The sequence below is a fragment of the Natrononativus amylolyticus genome (genome assembly GCF_024362525.1).
Lineage (GTDB): Archaea > Halobacteriota > Halobacteria > Halobacteriales > Natrialbaceae > Natrononativus > Natrononativus amylolyticus.
The window spans coordinates 288,622-307,965 of record NZ_CP101459.1 but is presented as its reverse complement, the minus strand read 5'-3'; the positions used below and the strand labels follow the sequence as shown (position 1 = coordinate 307,965).

Sequence of the window (19,344 nt, the reverse complement as noted above, 5' to 3'; positions counted from 1 at the left end):
CCTCGAACGACGGGATGTCCGGTATCAGACGAGCTGCCAGCCGATCCAGACGAGACAGAGCGCGACCGGGAGGGCACTGACCGCGAGGGCGCGGGTGAACGAGAGGCCGGACAGGTGTTCGATGACGATCGCCCAGATGTAGCCGCTGAGGAGTGCGAACCCGGCCGCGACCGCCGTCGCCCCGAGGAAGACCGGCTCGTTCGTGGCCGCGTCGACGTAGGACTGGTAGGCCGCGTACTCGTACTCGAACGCGGAGAAGCTCGGTTCTTCCGGCGGCGCCGCGCCCTGAAGGGCGTAGAGCCGCGCGAGGCTCACGAGGAATCCGCTCGCGATCAGCGGGGCGAACCCCCAGCCGACCATCCGAAAGAGCAGCCCGATCTGAAAGTAGCCCCCGACGAGACGCGCGGTGTAGTAGATCAGGACCGTCACGACCCCCCAGAGGACGAACGGGACGACCAGATCGACCACCGTGAGCACCCAAATCGGCCCCGAGACGTGCTCGAGTTCCGAGCCGAGAACGGTGGTCAGTCCGATGTGTTGCAGGCCGAACGCGACGCCCACGAGAAACGCGATGAGCGACTGCGTTCGAATCCCCGGATACTTCGACTGTCGCTCCACGAACGCGTGTGGATTGGTTGCCAACCGCGTAATCATCGGCTCACTCTCCCGCGGCAACACTCGTATACATTTTGGTTTGTTCCTGTCAGGACCGCGGAAAAAGCCGCCGAACGCCCCGGCAGATTGCCGTTTTCGCGCGCTCGCGAGCACCGGTCGGTGCAAACAATTATATGCTCGTGACCGGTTGACACTGCCATGGCGACCGAATACGTGTCAGATAGCGACGCCGGGGAGACGACGCTCGTCGAAACGTTGAACGAGTACGTTACGCTGGTGGTGCCGTTCGCCGTCGGTCTGTTCCTGATCGCGCTCGGCTACGTCTTCGATCTCTTCGGCCGCGGCGTCGAGGCGGGCGTGTCTGCCGCATCGGGGATCATCATCTGCGTTATCGCGCTCGTCGTCTACGGACTGTTCTGGGCGCTCGGTCGGTACGGCCACTGAGACTGCACCGCTTTTTCGGCACATCCGCAGGTGAGTTCGCGGCTGCGCCGGAACGCACGGATGAGAGCACTCGAGCGCGACGGAGCCGACTCCCGTTTTTTCGCCACAAAACGCTCACCGTTGACAATAGAAGACTTTATGGTGAGTGATTGTGTGCCTATCACCGTATACCATGCCAAAAGTTAACTCTGGCTCCGAGAGGTCTGGCTCTCGGCCGGAACACGCGATCAATCGCCGCCGAATGCTGGCCCTCACGGGTGCGGGTGCTGCGGGCCTTCTCGCAGGGTGTACCGGTGACGATAACGGTGACGGCGGCGGCTCGAACGGTGGTGGGGACGACAACCGGTTCGTTACCACCCAGCTCGCCGCCCAGGAGGACATCCAGTTCAACCCGCGGAACATCACCATTCCGCCCGAGTGGGACATCTCCCAGGCAGTGTACGCCAGCGCAGTCATCGAATCGCGCACGTTCGGGGAGTACTACCCGGCCGCACTCTCCGACTACACCATCGACGGCGACACGCTGACGGTCGAAGTGCTCGAGGACCTCACCTGGCACAACGGGGATCAGGTGACCGCTGAGGACTACGTCCGCTCGGTCCAGATCGGATACATCGCCGGCGAGAACGTCGTCGACCGCCTCGACAGCATCGAGGACATGTACGCCGAGGACGACACCACCGCCGTCTTCGAACTCAACGAGACGTACAACCCGGTCGCCCTCGAGACGAACATCCTCAGCGAACACCAGTTCCACGCACACGAGGAACACTACGCCGAGTTCGTCGAGCGGTACGTCGACGCCGGCTCCGACGACGCCCGCGAGGAGGTGCAGGCGGACCTCGCGGAGTTCAACCTCCGTGGCGAGGACGTCGAGCCGTACGCCTCCGGTCCGTTCGAACTCGAGACGATCGACACCCAGGGCGTCCACTTCACGACGTACGAGGACTACCCGTGGGCTTCGATCCAGCAGAACCTCGAGGAGAACTACGATCTGGATCTCTCGGACTACCCGGACGAACTCAACTACGACGGGCAGACGAGCCAGTTCTTCGGGGAGCGGCCACAGCTCCACCAGGCCGCCCAGAACGGAAACATCGACGGCGGCGACGGCTTCGAGATCGACTCCGAGGACGAGATCGCAAACGAGTACCCCGAGGGCGCAGAGTACAACGCGATCGTCTCCGGCTGGAACGACGCGTTCGTCTTCAACTGGCTCGAGGGCGAGCACGCGGACATGTGGCGCGACGAGCGCGTTCGCAAGGCGTTCGCACACATCCTCGACTACGACGGGATCAGCCACCAGTACCACGGCGAGTACGGGGTCGTCGACGAGACCTTCGGCGGAATGACGCCCGTCATGGAGGAGGAGGTCTCCGACGACTTCCTCGACAGCCTCACCACGTACGAGGAGGACTGGGACCGCGCCGAGGAGTTGCTCGAGGACGCCGGCCTGACCAAGGAGGACGACCGCTGGTACAAACCCGACGGCGAGCTCCTCGAGGCGACCTGGGCGGCGCCGTCGACGGTCCAGTGGCAACAGGACGGCATGGAGTACGCCGCCTCGAACCTGAACCAGTTCGGGATCGAATCGACCGTCGAGGTCATCGAGGGGACGACGTTCTTCGGCCAGACGCTGCCGAACCTCGACTACGAGCTCACGCGGGGTTTCATTGGCTTCTCGAATATCGTGAGCGGCTGGGAGCTCAGCTGGCTCCGCTACGACGGCGCAGACGAGTCCGAGCGGCCGTTCGCCAACTACCTGCAGGAGCCCTACGGCGAACCCGGCCTCGAGATCCCCCCGATCGGCGAACCCGATAGCGACGACACCATCGAGGTGGACCCGGTCGAACTCTACGAAGAACTCGCACACACGACCGACGAGGAGCGCGTGACCGAGATCAGCGAGACGCTCGCCTGGGCGTTCAACCAGACGGTGCCGAAGCTTCCGGGCTCGGCCGGCGTCTACGGCTGGTTCATGATGGGCGACCGCTGGGACTACCCGAGAGACCAGGAGAACGACCCGCTCGCGGGACTGATGCCGTTTACCTACTCGCTCCCCCAGATCGGGGCGCTCGCGCGAAAGGAGGACTCGTAGCCGGTCTCGAGTCCCGACGTGGAGGATAGCCCGCATCACAAATTATAAGTCGACGAACCGGCTTTCACGTTCTATGGTACGTCGTGTGGAGAGTGAGCACACCCCGGTTGCAACCGCAGCCAGCACCGCCTCGGCTACGCGGTGGGAAATCCGCGAGAAGTCCTAACATATGGTCTCGACAGACTACTTCATCAAACGCACCGTAATGGCCGTCGCGACGTTCTACGTCGTCGTCTCCCTTTCGTTCGCGCTCATCCGGCTCATGCCGGGTGGGCCGATGGATTACATCCGCGCACAACACGAGGGGGCGGGCCAGGATCCGACGGCTGCGGCCAGACAGGTCGAACGGTACGCGGCGATAAACCCGCAGGAACCGCTCTGGCAGCAGTACCTGACGTACGTCACGAACGTCTTCCAGGGCAACCTCGGCGACTCCACCTGGTACCACGACCCCGTCGCACAGATCCTCGGGAACGCGATGCCGTGGACGATTTTCGTCTCGATCATCTCGATGATCCTAATCTACCTGATCGGCATCAGCCTCGGCGCGTTCATGGCGTACGTCGAGGGGACGCGCTTTGACGTCTCGTGGTCGGGCGCTTCGATCCTGCTCACGTCCGTGCCGTTCTACGTCGTCGCGGTCGTGTTGCTCGGCTTCCTGGGGCACAACCACGGCCTGTTCCCGACGGGCGGCCACTACGGCTCGGGCGTCGAGGAGGGGTTCAACCTCGAGTTCATCTGGAGCGTGATCCACCACGGCGCGCTCCCGATCATCTCGCTGGTCGTCGCCGGGTTCGGCGTCGTCGCCCTCCAGATGCGGGGGAACGCGATCCAGATCCTCGGCGAAGACTACCTGCGCGTCGCGCGTCTGCGCGCGCTCTCACAGCGTCGTATCGCCATCAGATACGTCGCGCGCAACGCGATCCTGCCGATGTACACGGCGATGATGATCTCCATCGGCACCCTGTTCGGAAGCTCGATCATCTTAGAACAGATTTTCCAGTACCCTGGTGTCGGCTACTTCATGTTCCGCGGGATAAGCGCACGCGACTACCCGCTGATGATGGGAACCTTCCTGTTCATCACGGCGGGCGTCATTATCGGCGTCTACATCGCCGATCTCACCTACGGCTACGTCGACCCACGAGCGGAGAGTGATGACAGTGAAGCGTTCTGACACCGATATCCAGACCGACGGCGGTGGCGTCTCGTCCGATCAGGTGCAGTCACCGTTCGAAACGGTGGCTGACGTCGAGGTTTCGCGCTCCGAGCGGTACCGCGCGCTGTTCGACGAGTACGTCGCCGCACCGACGAAGATCCTCATCAACGACTGGCGGGCGATCACCGGCTTCCTGATCACCATCGGGTTCGTGTTCGTCGGCACCATCGGCGTGTGGGCTATCGACCGGCCGTACTCCGGCGACGCTGACTTCCTGATTCCGCCGTTCCAGTCGATGGCCCACCCGCTCGGCACGGACGGACAGGGCCAGGACATCCTCGCACAGCTCGTCCACGCGACGCCGGCGATGCTCGAGATGATGGCCGCGGGCGCGATCTTCTCGACGGTTATGGCCGTCTTCTGGGGCGTGTTCTCCGGCTACAAGGGCGGCTCCGTCGACCAGTTCATGATGGCCGTCGCCGACGTGCTGATGACGATCCCCGGCCTCCCGCTCGTGGTCGTGCTCGCGGCGATCCTCGACCCCTCGAGCCCGTGGGTGATCGGTATCATCCTCGTCGTGAACGCCTGGGCCGGCTTCGCCCGCGCGCTGCGTTCGGAGGTGCTAAAACTCCGCCACGAGTCGTACGTCGAGGCGTCGCGGACGATCGGGATCTCGCTTCCCGCGATCGTCACGAAGGACGTGCTGCCGAACGTGATGCCGCTGATCGTGGTGAACTTCGTCACAACCGCCCGGAACGTCATCATGGCCTCCGTGGGACTGTACTTCCTCGGGCTGTTGCCCCACACCGGGTTCAACTGGGGCGTGATGATGAACACCGCCTACGGACAGGGCGGGGTGTACACGGCGTCGCTGTACCACTGGTTCTACGCGCCGATGGTGACGATCGTCGTCCTCTCGCTCGGGCTGTTGTTGCTCGGGCAGGGGCTGGACCGCATCTTCAACCCGCGGATCCGGGCGCGCCACCTCGAACAGGACAGTACCGACAACGCGGACCCCGAGACGGACGAGGAAACCGATCCGAATACGCGACCAGGAGGACTCTAACCGATGGCTAACACACAATCGCTCGAGATCGAAAGCGAGTTCGAGGTCGACGATCCGATCGTCACCGTTCGAAACACCAGCGTCACCTTCGACATGCAGCGCGGTCAGTCGAAGGTGCTCGACGGCGTCGACATGGACATCGAACGAAACGAGATCCTCGGCGTCGTCGGGGAGAGCGGGAGCGGAAAGTCGATGTTCGCGTCGGCGATGCTCGACGCGGTCGTCGACCCCGGCGTCCTCGGCGGCGAGATCACGTACTACCCGTCGCCCGAGGAGCCGGTCGACATTCTCGGACTCACGACGAAGGAGCTCAAGCAGTACCGGTGGGCCGAGATCTCGATGGTGTTCCAGGGCGCGATGAGCTCGTTCAACCCGACGATGAAGGTCAAAACGCACTTCGAGGAGACCCTCGACGCGCACGGCGCCAACTACAACGAGGGGATGCAGCGGGCGCGCGAACTCCTTTCGGACCTCTACCTCGACCCCGACCGCGTGCTCGACGCCTACCCCCACGAGCTCTCCGGCGGGATGCGCCAGCGGACGCTGATCGCGCTCAGCATGGTGCTCGACCCGAAGGTGCTCGTGATGGACGAGCCGACGGCGGCGCTCGACTTGCTGATGCAGCGGTCGATTCTCAAGCTGCTCACGGAGATCAAAGAGAAGTACGACATCACGCTGATCTTCATCACCCACGACCTGCCGCTGGTCGCGGAACTCGCCGACCGGGTGGCGGTGATGTACGCGTTCGAGTTCGTCGAGGTCGGCCCGACGCGCAAGCTCCTCTCGAACGCGGCCCACCCGTACACGCGAGCGCTGCTCAACACGACGCCGAACATGAGCACGCCCGTCGAGGAGATGAAGTCGATCAAAGGCTCGAGTCCCGACCCGGTGAACGTTCCGCCGGGGTGTTCGTACAACCCGCGGTGTCCGCTGGCGACCGACGAGTGTCGCGAGCACGACCCCGAGTACCACGAGGTCAGTCGGAGCCACCGCGCGAAGTGTTTCCACTGGGAGGAGGCCGAGGAGGCCATTCCGCTCGCCATTCCGAGCTTCGAGGAGGTGGGTGACCAATGAGCCCCGGCGACGACGTCGTGCTCTCGCTCGAGGACGTCGAGGTTCACTTCGAGGACAACTCCGGGAGCGTTCTGAACCCGTTCTCTGAACCCAACGTCGTTCGTGCCGTCGACGGCGTCTCCCTCGACATCCACGAGAACGAGGTGATCGCGCTGGTCGGCGAAAGCGGCTGCGGGAAGACGACGCTGGGGAAGACGGCGATCGGCCTCCAGCGACCGACCGGCGGAAGCGTGACCTACCGCGGCCAGAACATTCAGGACGCCAGGGACGGCAACGGAGAGATCGAGATCCCTCACTGGGACATTCGCCGGTCGCTCCAGATTATTCACCAGGACCCCGGCAGTTCGCTGAACCCCAACCGGAAGGTGATGGCGATCCTGCAGTCGCCGCTGAAGAAGTGGGAGAAACAGCTCTCCCGGGAGGACAGGATCGCGCGCGTGCTCGGCTTGCTCGAGCGCGTCGGGATGGCGCCGCCGGAGGATTACGCCTACCGCTACCCCCACCAGCTCTCGGGCGGCGAGAAACAGCGGGTGGCGCTGATCCGGGCGCTGCTGATGAACCCGGACGTGATCCTGGCCGACGAGTCGATCAGCGCGCTCGACGTCTCGCTGCGCATCGAGATGATGGACCTGATGCACGAACTCCAGGAGACGTTCAACACGTCGTTCCTGTTCATCTCCCACGACTTCTCGAACGCCCGCTACATCACGGAGAAAGTCGGCGGCCGCATCGGGGTGATGTACCTCGGCGAACTGGTCGAGATCGGCCCCGCCGAGCAGATCGCCCAGAACCCACAGCACCCGTACACGAAGTCGCTCCGGTGGGCGACCCCCGACTTCCAGACGATGGGCCGGGCCGACGAGATGCCGATCAGGAAGATCGACGTCCCCGACCCGATCAACCCGCCGTCGGGCTGTCGGTTCCACACCCGCTGTCCGGAGGTGATCCAGCCCGAGGGGCTCGAGCTCGACCAGGAGCTGTGGGGGAACGTCCTCGACTTCCGCGAGCGCGTCGAGAAGGGAGACGTCGACCTCGAGGCGCGCCGTCGGGCGCTCTCGGAGACCGACGACCCCGAAACCGTCTCCGAGGACGACCTCGTGGCGGCGCTCAGAGACGAGTTCGACCTCGCGGAGCTCTCCGATCCGTCCGCCGAGCGAACGCTCGCGGAGGCGCTTCGTGAGCTCGCGGGCGGAGACGAGGACGGCGCCGCGACGACGCTGCAGTCGCAGTTCACGACGCCGTGTGAGCAGACGAATCCCGTTCCGGAGGCGGTCGGTCCGGATCACACCGCCGCCTGCCTCCTCCACACGGAGCGGGTCGACGGGACGACGTCGACCTCGTCGGCCGAGTCGGAAGCGACCAGCGACTGAGCCGCGAGAGATACTTTTAGGTGTGCGGCCGCTGACCTATGCGATATCATGTCGGAACGGTTCTGGGACGTCGTCTGCGCCGGGTTCCCGATCTGGGCGGTTCTGTTCGGGCTGAACATCGTCTTGCTCGTGTTCATGGGACTGTCCCTGTTTCTGGCGACGCCCGAGTCCGGCACCCGGCAGATCGTCGTCATCAACTTGGTGCTCATCGTGGGCTTTCTCACCGTTCTCGGGTTCACGATCCGGACGTGTCGGCAGGGCGATTACTGATCTGCGGAACACGCCGCTGCCGTGGGACTTAATACCGCACTCGCGTATTGGTTTACCATCGGATGATAGACAGTCACTTTCACCTGTGGACAGAGGACAACTCCACGCCCGAAAAACGGGCCGAGCGGGCGGAAATCGTCGGGGAGCAGGCGGCCGCCCTCGGCGTCGAGCGAATCGCGCTCATCGGCGAGCGCGGCGAGAGCGTCGCGGAGTGTCGGGAGAACAACCGCACCGTCGGCAAGTACGTCGAGGAGTACCCCGACCTGTTCTACGGGTGGGCGCGAGCGAACCCCAAGTGGGGCGAGGAGGGCGTCGCGGAGTTCCGGCGAGCCGTCGAGGAGGACGGCCTGATCGGACTCAAGCTGTACGCGCAGGTGTACCTCGACGATCCGCGGGTCGAACCGTTCGCCGAGGCGGCCGTCGAGATGGACGTCCCGATCCTCTCGCACGTCTCCCAGCGCAACGAGCCGTTCGAGAGTCTCGAGGCGGAGTCTTACTCCGAGCACGTCGTCGGCCTCGCCGAGAAGTTCCCCGATCTCAAACTGCTCTCGGCGCACATCGGCGGCGGCGGCCACTGGGAACACCGGATCAAGAACATCCAGGACTACGACAACGTCTACCTCGATACGAGCGGCTCGGTCTGCGACCACGGCTCCCTCGAGATGGCCGCGGAGTATCTCGGCACCGACCGGCTCGTCTTCGGCACCGACACCTGGTTCCTGCCCGGCGTCGGAAAGCTCCGGGGAGCGGACCTCACCCCGGAGGAGAAAGCCGACATCGCGTACAACTTCGAGAACCTGATTCCCGAAACGGTTCCGAACAAGCTCTCAGCGGACGCCGTGGCGGCGGGGATCGACCGCGCACGGAGCCACTTCGAGGAGCGCGCACAGCCCCGGGAGGAGACGATCGTCGACGCCAACGCCTACCTCGGCGAGTTCCCGTGGCGGCCGATCGACGCCGAGCCCGACGAACTGCTCGCGAAGATGGACGAGAAGGGGGTCGACAGGGCCGTCGTCTCCTCGCTCGACGCCGTCTTCTACCGGGACGTCCACCGGGGCAACGAGGAGCTCGCGGCCGCGATCGAGGACCACGAGGACCGGTTTATCCCGTTCGCGACGATCGACCCGACGTTCCCCGGCTGGCGGAAGGACCTCCGCGAGAGCGTCGAGGAACTCGGAATGAAGGGCGTGCGACTCTTTCCGGCCTACCACGACTACGACATCGACGACGACGCGGTCGTCGAACTGCTCGAGGCCTGCGCCGACTACGACGTTCCCGCGATGTTCGTCGCGACCCTCGAGGACAAGCGCCAGCGCCACCCCCGGTTCAAGCTCCGCGACCACGACGACATCCGGAACAAACACTGGGGCGCGGGACACGTCGAGGCGTTGATCGACGCCCTCACGCGGGCGCCGGAGACGGACGTGATCATCGCCAACGGGTGGGGAAGCGCCCCGGAGATCATCAGGGAGGTGGCGACCTCGTACCCGAGCGGCGTCCGTCTCAACAACTTCGTCCGGGAGGGACAGACGCTGTTCGTCCTCGACGATCTGTTCATGTTCTTCCGGTATCAGGGCGCCGACCTCGTCGACGAACTCGGCGTCGACCGGCTCGTTACCGGCCCGAAGCTGCCGATGCTGTACTTCGACTCCCACTACATCTACACCGAGAACCTCCCGGTGAGCGAAGACGACAAAGACCGGGTTCGCAGCGAGAACGTCCTGTCGCTGCTCGAGTGATCGACTGGCGGCCGTAAACGCCCCCTCTCCGCTCCGACGCAGATACACCGGAAGTACGGCTGCCGATCGACCGTCGATGCGGCGTCCGCATCCCATAGAGCTTTGCGTTCGCTTCGACAGCACTCGGTATGGTCAGCGACCCTCGGCTCGGACTCGTCGGCGCGGGGTCACGCGGGAGCGCCCACATCGCCGAAATCTACCGACTCAGGCGTCAAAATCACCTCGGGAGCGACGCGGGCGACGGCGTCCTGAACAGTCCTCAGCCGCTGTACGAGACATACGCAGCCGATCACCCCGAGTGGGTCGAGGACGTCTCCGACCTGCAGCCGACAGTGAGCGCCGTCTTCGATCCGTCAGCGGACGCACGGCAGGCGGCTGCGGCCGTCTGTCGAGACGGCGGCGACGACCCCGACCTCTTCGAGACGTACGAGGCGTTTCTGGAGCGAGGGGAGTACGACGCCGTCGTCGTCGCCTCGCCGAACGACACGCACGTAGAGCTCGCGGTTCCGTTGCTCGAGCGCGGCGTCGACGTGCTGTGTGAGAAGCCGCTGGCGACCACGCTCGAGGACCACGACCGCCTGGAGGCGGCGGTCAGGGAGTCGGAAGGGCTGTTCTACCCGGGGTTCAACATGCGCTCGCTTCCCTACTACCGCCGCCTCGTCGAGCTGGTCGCGGAGGGCGCGATCGGATCGCTCGGGATGATCTCCTGTCGGGAGGTTCGAATGCCGTTTCCGGACGGCCACTACTACACGCAGGCCGAAAGCGGCGGGTCGCTACTCGAGAAGAACTGCCACGACTTCGATCTGATGAACTGGGTCACGGGTGCGGATCCGGTTCGCGTCTGCGCGTTCGGCGGCCAGGACGTGTTCACCGAGGGGACCGACGTGAACGACCACGCGGTCGTAATCGTCGAGTACGAAAACGGCGTCCGAGCCAGTCTCGATCTCTGCCTGTACGCGCCGTACGGCGACTGGCACCCGGAGTTTCACGGCCGTCGTGACTATCAGTTTCGCGGTACCGAAGGAATCCTCGCCAGCGCGTCGGACGGCTCGGACGCCTGGGAGCTGTACGCCCGCAGGCGGCGCGAAACGTACGAAACCGGCGGCTTCGCCGGCGGACACGGCGGTGGAGACTACCTCCAGATGCGAACCTTCCTGCGGTGTCTCCAGGGCCGCACGGAGCCGCCGGCGACCGTGACGGACGCCAAGCGCGCGGCGGCGATCGCGCTGGGGGCCGAGCGGTCGATCCGCGAGAGCGAGATCGTCGGGATAGACTCCCGGTACGACCTGCGGTAAGGCGCCCCGCCCTTTCGCTCGCGCTGGCTCGCTGGCCTCGTCTCGAGTGCGGGGTGTCCGACGCCGAATCGGCAGTTCGTCGGTCGCTGCTGCGATCGCCGGCGCGTCTTCGCGTGACGGTCGTGAGAGTCACCGATTCCGATGAATTTATTTGGCTCGTACATATTTTCAGTGGTATGTCAACACAAACCGACCGATCCGTGTGGGACCAGTTCAAGGCGATGGGGCCGGCGCTGGTACTGGCCGCCGTCGTCGTCGGCCCGGGGAGCATCGCGCTGTCGACGATCGCAGGAAGCCTGTACGGCTACCAGCTCCTCTGGGTGCCGGTGATCGCGACGGTCTTCATGATCACCTACACCTGGATGGCCGCGCGGATCGGGCTGGTCACCGGCGACACGCTGTTTCAGGCGACTCGCGAGAAGTTCGGAACCGTCGTCGCCCTCGCCGGCGGATTCTTCGGGTTCGTCACCATCCTCGCCTTCCAGGCGGGGAACAACGCGGGAATCGGGTTCGCCTCGAACGCGCTCTTCGGCTACGACGTCAGGCTGTGGGCCGCCGTCTTTTCGGCCGCGGCGATCGGGTTCATCTGGCTCCCCGACCTGTACGACAAGATCGAACTCCTCGTGAAGTTCACCGTCGGGGTCATGATCGTCGCGTTCTTCGGGACGCTCGCGATCGTCGGCGTCGACGTCGGCGACGCCGCGACCGGACTCGTGCCGTCGTTCCCCGACGTCGACAGCGTCTTCCTCTCGCTGGGTATGGCGGCGACGACGTTCTCGATCGCGGCCGCGGTCTACCAGTCTCACCTGATGAAAGAGAAGGACTGGGGGCCCGAGGAGCTGTCACAGCAGGGCTTCGACAGTATCCTCGGAATCGCCGTTCTCGGACTCATCGCGACGGTCGTCCTCTTGACCAGCGCGAGCGTGATCCACGGGGAGGCCGACCCGGTGTTCTCCGCCGAGGGGATGGCCGCCCAGCTCGAGCCCCTCGCCGGTCCGGTCGCGTTCTACCTCTTCACGCTCGGCTTCTTCTTCGCGGCGCTCTCCTCGCTCGTCGTCAACGCGCTCATCGGCGCCACCCTGCTGGTCGACGGCTACGGCGGCAACCCGTCGATGGACGGCCGTCCGGTCAAGCAGTGGTCCTCGATCGCGATCCTGATCGGGCTGGCCGTCGTCCTCGTCTTCCGGGAGGACCCGATCGAACTCCTCCGGGTCGCCCAGGCCTCCGCGGTCGTGGCGTTCCCGATCCTCGGGTTCCTCGTGCTCTCGATCGCGAGCGACTCGGAGTTCATGGGCGAGCACGCGAACGGGATCGGCGCGAACGCCCTCGGCCTGATCGGCTACCTCGCCATCATCGGCATCGTGATCAACTACCTCCGCGAGGTCGCCCTCGAGATCGGCCTGCTGTAGCGACCGACCGCACGTCTCGAGGCTCGAGCACCCCTGTTCTCCGGACCCCCGACTCGAACGAGCGGTGTCGGGTGATTTTATACCCGCGCCCTCGAGTGTGGTGCCATGACACGGGTCTTGACGATCGGCGGCGCACGGTTCATGGGTCGGTTCACGGTCGAGGAGTTCCGCGACCGCGGCGACGACGTGACGCTCTTTACGCGCGGCAACACGCCGATCCCGTTCGACGAAGACGACGTCGGTCACGTCGAGGGTGATCGCCGGGACGAGGCGGCCCTTCGGGCGGCCACTGAGGCGGTCGATCCCGACGTCGTGATCGACTTCGCCGGGTTCTACCCCGAGGACGTTCGAACGGCTCTCGACGTCTTCAGCGACATCGACACCTACGTGTTCGTCTCGAGTACCAGCGCCTACCGGCTCGGCTCCACCGTCCCGATCCGTGAGGGGCGGACGCCCCTCGAGCCCTGCTCGCCCGAGCAGGCCGTCGACGACACGATGGAGAGCTACGGGCCGCGAAAGGCCGAGTGCGACCGGCTGCTCCTCGAGGCCGACGTCGACGCCAGAATCGTCCGGCCGACGGCAATCTACGGGCCGTACGACCCCACCGGCAGGCTCGGCTACTGGATCGACCGCGTGCGGACCCACGACCGGATCGTCGTCCCGGGGGGCGACTACCTGATTCAAGGAGAGAGTCCCGCCGTTTACGGCGGGCGTGAATCCGACAACTGCCGAATAACCGCCGACGCCGCTCAGTCCGGGGTATCCAAGTCGTCGGCCGCGTGGACAAGCATCCCACGCCACGTTAGCCCGTACTTGTTCTTCACGTCTTTCAGCCGCTCGTACTGTTCCTCGTCCGGCACTTCGATGTGAATGTTCGTCACAACTCAGTCTATGGATAACCATAGACTTATGTTTTGCCATCCCGTAGGAGTGGTTGATGAAGCGGACCAACACGTTCGACGTGGTTTCTCAGTCCCACGCGGACGAGGAGTTGCTTCGACGCCTGTTGGACGCTTCTGCCGCTCTCTGGAACGAGATAAATTACGAGCGCCGCGAGAACTACGCAGACCCCGACGCGGACGTGTGGGACATCAGCGAGTATCGCGGACGCTACGGCGGTGTCCTCGGCGCGTCAACCGTTCAGCAAATCGAACGGAAGAACCGCGAAGTGTGGAGGTCGTTCTTCGCACTCCAAAAGAAGGGTGAAGCCAACGGCAAGCCCGGCTTCTGGGGCAACGCCGAGGACGACCGCGAACTCCGAACGTACATCCGAAACACGTCGTACTCGGTCGAATGGGGCGAATACTCCCGACTCGAAATCCTCGTCGGCCAAGACCTGAAAGACGAGTACGGCCTTGGACACCGCGAGAGGCTTCGACTCGAAGTCCGGGGCGACCCCAACTGGAAGCAGTACGACAAGCAGGGCCGGTTAGAGTTGTTCTGGGACGAACAAGCACAGACATTCAGAGCCTTTCAGCCAGTCACTATCGACAATCCTCGACTGGCACACCCACTGGCCGACGAAACGGCCGCTTTGGATATTGGTGCGAACAACCTCGTCGCCTGTACGACCACGACCGGCACGCAACTGCTGTACGAAGGGCGCGACCTGTTCGAGCGGTTCCGCGAGACGACGCGAGAAATCGCCCGGTTGCAGTCGCTCTTGGACGACGGACGGTACAGCAGTCATCGGATACGCTCGCTATACCGAAGCCGGACAAGACGTCGCGACCACGCCCAAGACGCGCTCGCACGCGACCTCATTGAACGGTTGCACGCCGAAGGCGTCTCCACGGTGTACGTCGGGGCGTTAACGGACGTACTCGATACGCATTGGTCGGTTCGGGCCAACGAGAAAACGCACAACTTCTGGGCGTTCCGGGCGTTCATCAAGCGCCTCGCGTGTACCGCCGAGGAGTACGGTATATCCGTAGAGATTCGCTCGGAAGCGTGGACAAGCCAAGAGTGTCCGAACTGTGGTTCGACCGACCGGACGACACGCCACCGAGACACGCTCACGTGTCCGTGCGGCTTCGAGAGCCACGCAGACCTCACCGCAAGCGAGACGTTCCTGAGGCGGCAGACGACGGTAACACGGCCGATGGCACGGCCTGTATGCCTCAAGGACGACCATACTTGGTCGGAGTCACCACGCTCTCACCGTCCCAACGAGGAGCATACGAACCCGCAAGTTGCCTCAGTGGGTCGGTAAGCGATACCCCGCGCGAGGAAACCCCGGCGTTTACGCCGGGGAGGATGTCATCCCTACGTCGTGTCGACGGAGAAACTCGCGGGCCTCGGCTGGTCGTCGACGCCGCTCGAGGAAGGGATCGAACGGGCGGTCGAGGATCACCTCGAGCGAACCCCCGACATCGACGAGCACGGCCCCGACCGGGCGCTCGAGGAGCGCCTCCTCGCGGTCGCAGGCGGTGACGTCCGGTTGATCGACGGATCGTAACCTCGGCTTCACGGGGGTTCGGGGGCTCACCCCAAGCGGGACCTGCCCTCGACCCAGACCGCCGGCAGCGTAACGTTCCACCGTTTCATTCGCTGTATTAATCGGTTTCGCGGCGACCGCTTCCCAAAGGTATTTTTCTCGGGGCTCTCCATTGCAGAGCATGGCGAATCCATCGGTACGGAGACGGACGTTTATCGTCGGTGCAGTTACGGCGACCGTCGCGCTAGCCGGCTGTGGCGACGACGAGGGAGCCGACGACGATCAAGCGGAGAACGAAACCGACGACGAGGAAACCGAAGAACAGGCGGAGGTCGAGGAGGAGCCCGAAACGCGGCTCATCGTCCACCTCGAGAACGAGGACGGCGATCCGGTTTCTTCCGGCGTCGAGGTCACTATCGTACCCGACGAGGGCGTTTCGACGTACACCTACCGCGAGGACATCGAGGACGGCACGATCGTCGATATGGACGTTCCGGGAACGACGGTCGAGCCGGGCGAGTACACGGTCACCGCGGAGGGTGAGGAGTTCGAAACGGTCGAAGAGACCGTGACGGTCGAGGAGAACGAGGAGACCGAGGTAACGCTCGTCCTCGAGGGGGCACCCGGAGACGACGAGGAGGCTCCCGACGACGAGGCCGCTGACGGCGACGAGGACGAAGAAGACGACGGCGAGGAGGACGGAGAAGACGACAGTGAGGAGGGCGACGGTGGTGACGACGCGGACGACTGAGGCCCGGTCGTAGCGTTCGGGTCCCGGATTCTCTCGTCCGGGCACGCTGTTTACCGGTCCTAAACAGTTATGTGAGCGGGCGCCTAACACGCCTCCCATGGGAGCAAAATCGGGGTCGCCTGACGGCAAAAAACGAATCCAGTCGGTCCAAACCACACTGGAAATCTTCGAGGCGCTCCGGACAATGGGCGGAGCGGGTGTGACGGAAATCGCCAGGACGGTCGGCGTCACCAAGGGGACCGTGCACAACCACTTGGCGACGCTCGAGGCCGACGGCTACGTCGTCCAGACGGAAGACGAGTCGTACCACCTGGGGCTTCGATTTCTCGACATCGCCCACCACGCCAAGATGCGAGTGCCGGTGTTGGAACTCGCACGAACCGAGGTCACGAAGCTCGCGGAGAAGAGCGGCGAGATGGCGCTGTTTACCGTAGAGGAACACGGGATGGGCGTCTGCCTGTACGTCGCGTACGGGGAGCAGGCGGTACAGACGCCGCTGTACGTCGGCCACCGAAGCCAGCTTCACCACACGGCGGTCGGCAAAGCGATTCTGGCGCACCTGCCCGAAGAGCGGGTCGCGGAGATCATCGACCGCCACGGACTCACGCAGGTGACCGAGAACACGATCACGACGGAGTCGGCGCTGCTCGACCAGCTCGAGGAGACCAGAAAGCGCGGAATCGCGTTCAACGAGGAGGAGACGATCCAGGGACTGGTCGGCGTGGGCGCTCCCATCCGGGATCAGGACGGTTCTGTCCTGGGCGCACTCAGCATCATCGGGCCGTCGCGCCGCCTCGACGAGGAGCGCTTTCAGCGCGAACTCCCCGACATGATCATGCGGAGCGTGAACATCATCGAGATCAACCTGACCTCGCTGCAGACCGAACCGTAGTCCGTCGCTTATCGCGCGATCACGTGGTTCTCGAGGGTGCCGACGCCGTCGAACTCGACTTCGACGGTGTCGCCGGGGGCGAGTTCGTCCGGGCCGAACGGCGTGCCGGTGGCGATCACGTCCCCGGGCTCGAGCGTGATGAGTTCGCTGACGTCCGCCACCAGCTCCGGTACCGAGAAGATCATGTGCTCGCGAGTGGTCTCCTGTTTCGTCTCGCCGTTGAGGCGCAGGGTCAACGCCGCATCGTCCGGCACCTCGTCGGGCGTCGCCACCACGGGCCCGATCGGACAGGAGGCGTCGAAGGCCTTCCCGCGGACCCAGTTGCGTTCTTGCTCCTGGTCGTCGCGGTTCGAGATGTCGTTGACGCAGGTGAATCCTTCCACGTACTCCATTGCGTCGGCCTCCGACACTGCGCGACACTGCTCGGAAATGACGATGCCGAACTCGGCTTCGAACTCGACGCTCTCGCGGCCCGGCGGCAACTCGATCGCGTCGCCGTGGGCGACGACGCAGTTGGGCGTCTTCAAAAACAGTTCGGGGCGCTCGGGGCGGTCGTCGAAGCCGGACTCCTCGCGGTGGTCCATGTAGCCGCCGGCCTGACAGACGATCTTCGTCGGTTCCGAGGGCGGCAAGACGTTCGCTTCAGCTGGATCGTACGTGTTACCGTTCGCGACGATGCCGTCGTCGGTCCACTCGCCGCGCCGGGCGTAGCCGGTCTCGTCTTCGAATCGTACCGTTCGCATAGGTGGTACACGATGGAGTCACCGGGTTAACTCACTTTCGGTCGGGGTACGGCTGTGGCCGATCAATCGGCCGCTCCGGCACGAGGTGAGTGACCGATACGCCTATTTTCGATTCGCGCGAAGGTGAGTGCTAGAGTCAGACAATGGTGATTCCGTGAAGCGCGTTCCGTTCAGCGAAGCCGTCGCCCGGAAGTTTCCAGAATCGGTCGTCCTCATCGTCGCGCCCGACGAGGACGGCGATCCGAACGTCATGCCGGCAGGGTGGAGCATGTTCACCTCCAACGACCCGCTGATGATCGCCGTCAGCGTGGGCCTCGAGCGGTACACCCACGGCTTACTCGAGGCGGCCGCGGACTACGTGATCGCGTTCCCGAGCGAGGCGCAGACGGACGACATCGTCTTCTGTGGATCGAACTCCGGCGCCGACGTCGACAAGGTCGCGGCGTCAGGACTGTCGCTCGCCGAACCGGCGGTCGGATCGACGCCGATCCTCGAGGACGCAGCCGCGTGTTTCGAGTGCCGGCCGGGGCCGGCGTTTCGGACGGGCGATCACACCGTCTTCGCGGGCGAGGTCGTCGCCGCCCACGTCTCAGAGACACACGAGGAGCGAGTGAAGAATCTCGGGCGGGCGTGGGGCGACGGACCGGAGCGGTTCAAGACGCTCTCACAGCTCCTCGAGATGGACCGCGAGTCGGTTTCGAGCGATGAGACGCCACGAGAGACAGCGCGAGACTGCCCTGATCGGTCGCTCGAGTGACCTCTCGCGACTCTACCGCCAGTGCGTTCGTCGTAAGGCGTGACCAACAGGAACGTATAAGTTTCCGCAGTAGTGTTATTCGGTCATATGACCCTGGGAGCGGAGAGACTATCGACCGGAGGGGCATCGCCGTCGCCATCACTCGGAGTCCGAACCGAGGTGAACCGGCCGTGACCGCCGAAACGCCTCACGCGGCGTGGCGACGCGACCAGCCGGTGATCGATATGCACACGCACATCGACCCCGAACGGCTCGAGGAGGCGATCGAACTCATGGATCGCAACGGTCTCGAGGCGATGGTCGACATCTCTGCCTACACCGGCGAGGCGTTCGACGAGTTCGTCGAGGCGACCGCGGAGTACCCCGGTCGGTTCGGCGTTTTCGGCGGGTTCGAGTTCGAGGACTTCGGCGAGGACGGCTGGCTCGAGCGCGAACTCGACCGCATGGACGACGCCGTCGCCGCCGGCGCCGTCGGCTTCAAGATCCACAAGCGGATGGGGCTCGTCTACACGGATCCCGACGGGAGCACGGTCCGCGTCGACGACGAGCGACTCGCCCCGCTGTTCGGGAGGGCGAGCGAGCTCGACGTGCCGATCGCCTTTCACACCGCCGACCCGAAGGCATTTTTCGAGCCGCTCGAGCCCGAAAACGAGCGCTGGGCCGAACTCTCGGAGAACCCCGACTGGTGGTGGGGCGACCGCGAGGAGCACCCCTACGACTGGTGGCAGCTCATCCGCCAGCTCGAGACCGTCATCGAACGCCACCCCGAGACGACGTTCCTCGGCGTCCACTGGGGCTGTGCCGCAGAGGAGGTCGGCTACGTCGCCGACGTCATGCGCGAGAATCCGAACTACATCGTCGACGTCTCGGCTAGACTCGGCGAGATCGGCCGCCACGAGGCCGAGTTCGTCCGGGAAATCTTCCTCGAGTTCCAGGACCGGATCCTCTTCGGCACCGACCTCGGCGTCCGTGACTCGCTCATGTTGGGGGCACCCCAGGGGTTCGACCCGACCCACGAGCAGGCCGAGGAGTTCTACGACGCCCACTGGCGGTACTTCGAAACCGATCGGGAGGGGATCGCCCACCCGACGCCGATCCAGGGCGACTGGACCGTCGACGCGATCGACCTGCCGCGGGCGGTCCTCGAGAAGTTCTACGTGGAGAACGCCCAGCGGTATCTCGGCGTCTGACCGAGGTTTCGGTTCTTCTCCGGCTGCCGATCGTA

At 64.6% G+C, this 19,344-nt stretch carries 17 protein-coding genes and 1 pseudogene; 16 read left to right on the top strand and 2 right to left on the bottom strand.

The window, feature by feature from the left end:
- Positions 1–24 precede the first annotated feature (24 nt).
- Positions 25–654, bottom strand: a complete 630-nt coding sequence (locus NMQ11_RS16785; protein ID WP_255171503.1) for a YIP1 family protein — start codon at positions 652–654, stop codon at positions 25–27.
- Between the two features lie 159 nt (positions 655–813).
- Between NMQ11_RS16785 and NMQ11_RS16780 the strand changes: the two genes are divergently transcribed.
- From NMQ11_RS16780 to NMQ11_RS16710, 14 genes and pseudogenes are all read left to right on the top strand, one after another.
- Positions 814–1,059 (top strand): hypothetical protein, encoded by a 246-nt coding sequence (locus NMQ11_RS16780; RefSeq protein WP_255171502.1) that lies wholly within the window; start codon positions 814–816, stop codon positions 1,057–1,059.
- Between the two features lie 241 nt (positions 1,060–1,300).
- Positions 1,301–3,157: an ABC transporter substrate-binding protein gene (locus NMQ11_RS16775; protein ID WP_255171501.1), complete on the top strand. Its 1,857-nt coding sequence runs from the start codon at positions 1,301–1,303 to the stop codon at positions 3,155–3,157.
- Positions 3,158–3,326: 169 nt separating this feature from the next.
- Positions 3,327–4,334, top strand: coding sequence for an ABC transporter permease (locus tag NMQ11_RS16770; protein WP_255171500.1), 1,008 nt, complete (start codon positions 3,327–3,329; stop codon positions 4,332–4,334).
- Positions 4,321–5,382 (top strand): ABC transporter permease, encoded by a 1,062-nt coding sequence (locus NMQ11_RS16765; RefSeq protein WP_255171499.1) that lies wholly within the window; start codon positions 4,321–4,323, stop codon positions 5,380–5,382. Before NMQ11_RS16770 ends, NMQ11_RS16765 begins: the two co-directional genes overlap by 14 nt.
- 3 nt (positions 5,383–5,385) lie before the next feature.
- Positions 5,386–7,460: pseudogene (locus NMQ11_RS20240) on the top strand (ABC transporter ATP-binding protein); the annotation flags it as partial.
- A 414-nt stretch (positions 7,461–7,874) separates the two neighbouring features.
- Positions 7,875–8,096, top strand: a complete 222-nt coding sequence (locus tag NMQ11_RS16750; RefSeq protein WP_255171497.1) for a hypothetical protein — start codon at positions 7,875–7,877, stop codon at positions 8,094–8,096.
- 62 nt (positions 8,097–8,158) lie between these two features.
- Positions 8,159–9,835, top strand: coding sequence for an amidohydrolase family protein (locus NMQ11_RS16745; protein WP_255171496.1), 1,677 nt, complete (start codon positions 8,159–8,161; stop codon positions 9,833–9,835).
- A gap of 128 nt (positions 9,836–9,963) precedes the next feature.
- Positions 9,964–11,130 (top strand): Gfo/Idh/MocA family protein, encoded by a 1,167-nt coding sequence (locus tag NMQ11_RS16740; RefSeq protein WP_255171495.1) that lies wholly within the window; start codon positions 9,964–9,966, stop codon positions 11,128–11,130.
- Positions 11,131–11,306: 176 nt separating this feature from the next.
- Positions 11,307–12,539 (top strand): Nramp family divalent metal transporter, encoded by a 1,233-nt coding sequence (locus NMQ11_RS16735; protein ID WP_255171494.1) that lies wholly within the window; start codon positions 11,307–11,309, stop codon positions 12,537–12,539.
- Between the two features lie 105 nt (positions 12,540–12,644).
- On the top strand, positions 12,645–13,409 hold the full coding sequence (locus NMQ11_RS16730) for an NAD-dependent epimerase/dehydratase family protein (protein WP_425607722.1): 765 nt from the start codon (positions 12,645–12,647) through the stop codon (positions 13,407–13,409).
- Positions 13,410–13,476: 67 nt separating this feature from the next.
- Positions 13,477–14,751 carry an RNA-guided endonuclease InsQ/TnpB family protein gene (locus NMQ11_RS16725; RefSeq protein WP_255171493.1) on the top strand — a complete coding sequence of 425 codons (1,275 nt, stop codon included), beginning with the start codon at positions 13,477–13,479 and terminating at the stop codon, positions 14,749–14,751.
- A gap of 60 nt (positions 14,752–14,811) precedes the next feature.
- On the top strand, positions 14,812–14,997 hold the full coding sequence (locus tag NMQ11_RS16720; protein WP_255171492.1) for a hypothetical protein: 186 nt from the start codon (positions 14,812–14,814) through the stop codon (positions 14,995–14,997).
- Between the two features lie 160 nt (positions 14,998–15,157).
- Positions 15,158–15,727: a PEGA domain-containing protein gene (locus NMQ11_RS16715; RefSeq protein ID WP_255171491.1), complete on the top strand. Its 570-nt coding sequence runs from the start codon at positions 15,158–15,160 to the stop codon at positions 15,725–15,727.
- 97 nt (positions 15,728–15,824) lie between these two features.
- Positions 15,825–16,619 carry an IclR family transcriptional regulator gene (locus NMQ11_RS16710; protein ID WP_255171490.1) on the top strand — a complete coding sequence of 265 codons (795 nt, stop codon included), beginning with the start codon at positions 15,825–15,827 and terminating at the stop codon, positions 16,617–16,619.
- 8 nt (positions 16,620–16,627) lie between these two features.
- On the opposite strand, the gene NMQ11_RS16705 is transcribed toward NMQ11_RS16710, so the two are convergent.
- The gene (locus tag NMQ11_RS16705; protein WP_255171489.1) at positions 16,628–17,362 is read right to left on the bottom strand and encodes a fumarylacetoacetate hydrolase family protein; all 735 of its coding nucleotides are present in this window, start codon (positions 17,360–17,362) and stop codon (positions 16,628–16,630) included.
- A gap of 154 nt (positions 17,363–17,516) precedes the next feature.
- Here NMQ11_RS16705 and NMQ11_RS16700 point away from each other — a divergent pair, with 154 nt between their 5' ends.
- Together NMQ11_RS16700 and NMQ11_RS16695 are read left to right on the top strand one after the other, a co-directional pair.
- The gene (locus NMQ11_RS16700) at positions 17,517–18,119 is read left to right on the top strand and encodes a flavin reductase family protein (RefSeq protein ID WP_255171488.1); all 603 of its coding nucleotides are present in this window, start codon (positions 17,517–17,519) and stop codon (positions 18,117–18,119) included.
- A 170-nt stretch (positions 18,120–18,289) separates the two neighbouring features.
- Positions 18,290–19,309 (top strand): amidohydrolase family protein, encoded by a 1,020-nt coding sequence (locus NMQ11_RS16695; RefSeq protein WP_255171487.1) that lies wholly within the window; start codon positions 18,290–18,292, stop codon positions 19,307–19,309.
- Positions 19,310–19,344: the final 35 nt, after the last annotated feature.

Bases quoted from the DNA above. Each gene is read 5' to 3' on its own strand.
- NMQ11_RS16705 (WP_255171489.1), bottom strand. From the start codon at position 17,362: ATGCGAACGGTACGATTCGAAGACGAGACCGGCTACGCCCGGCGCGGC.
- NMQ11_RS16730 (WP_425607722.1), top strand. From the start codon at position 12,645: ATGACACGGGTCTTGACGATCGGCGGCGCACGGTTCATGGGTCGGTTC.
- NMQ11_RS16715 (WP_255171491.1), top strand. From the start codon at position 15,158: ATGGCGAATCCATCGGTACGGAGACGGACGTTTATCGTCGGTGCAGTT.
- NMQ11_RS16770 (WP_255171500.1), top strand. From the start codon at position 3,327: ATGGTCTCGACAGACTACTTCATCAAACGCACCGTAATGGCCGTCGCG.
- NMQ11_RS16725 (WP_255171493.1), top strand. From the start codon at position 13,477: ATGAAGCGGACCAACACGTTCGACGTGGTTTCTCAGTCCCACGCGGAC.
- NMQ11_RS16710 (WP_255171490.1), top strand. From the start codon at position 15,825: ATGGGAGCAAAATCGGGGTCGCCTGACGGCAAAAAACGAATCCAGTCG.
- NMQ11_RS16740 (WP_255171495.1), top strand. From the start codon at position 9,964: ATGGTCAGCGACCCTCGGCTCGGACTCGTCGGCGCGGGGTCACGCGGG.
- NMQ11_RS16775 (WP_255171501.1), top strand. From the start codon at position 1,301: ATGCTGGCCCTCACGGGTGCGGGTGCTGCGGGCCTTCTCGCAGGGTGT.
- NMQ11_RS16785 (WP_255171503.1), bottom strand. From the start codon at position 654: ATGATTACGCGGTTGGCAACCAATCCACACGCGTTCGTGGAGCGACAG.
- NMQ11_RS16745 (WP_255171496.1), top strand. From the start codon at position 8,159: ATGATAGACAGTCACTTTCACCTGTGGACAGAGGACAACTCCACGCCC.
- NMQ11_RS16750 (WP_255171497.1), top strand. From the start codon at position 7,875: ATGTCGGAACGGTTCTGGGACGTCGTCTGCGCCGGGTTCCCGATCTGG.
- NMQ11_RS16780 (WP_255171502.1), top strand. From the start codon at position 814: ATGGCGACCGAATACGTGTCAGATAGCGACGCCGGGGAGACGACGCTC.
- NMQ11_RS16735 (WP_255171494.1), top strand. From the start codon at position 11,307: ATGTCAACACAAACCGACCGATCCGTGTGGGACCAGTTCAAGGCGATG.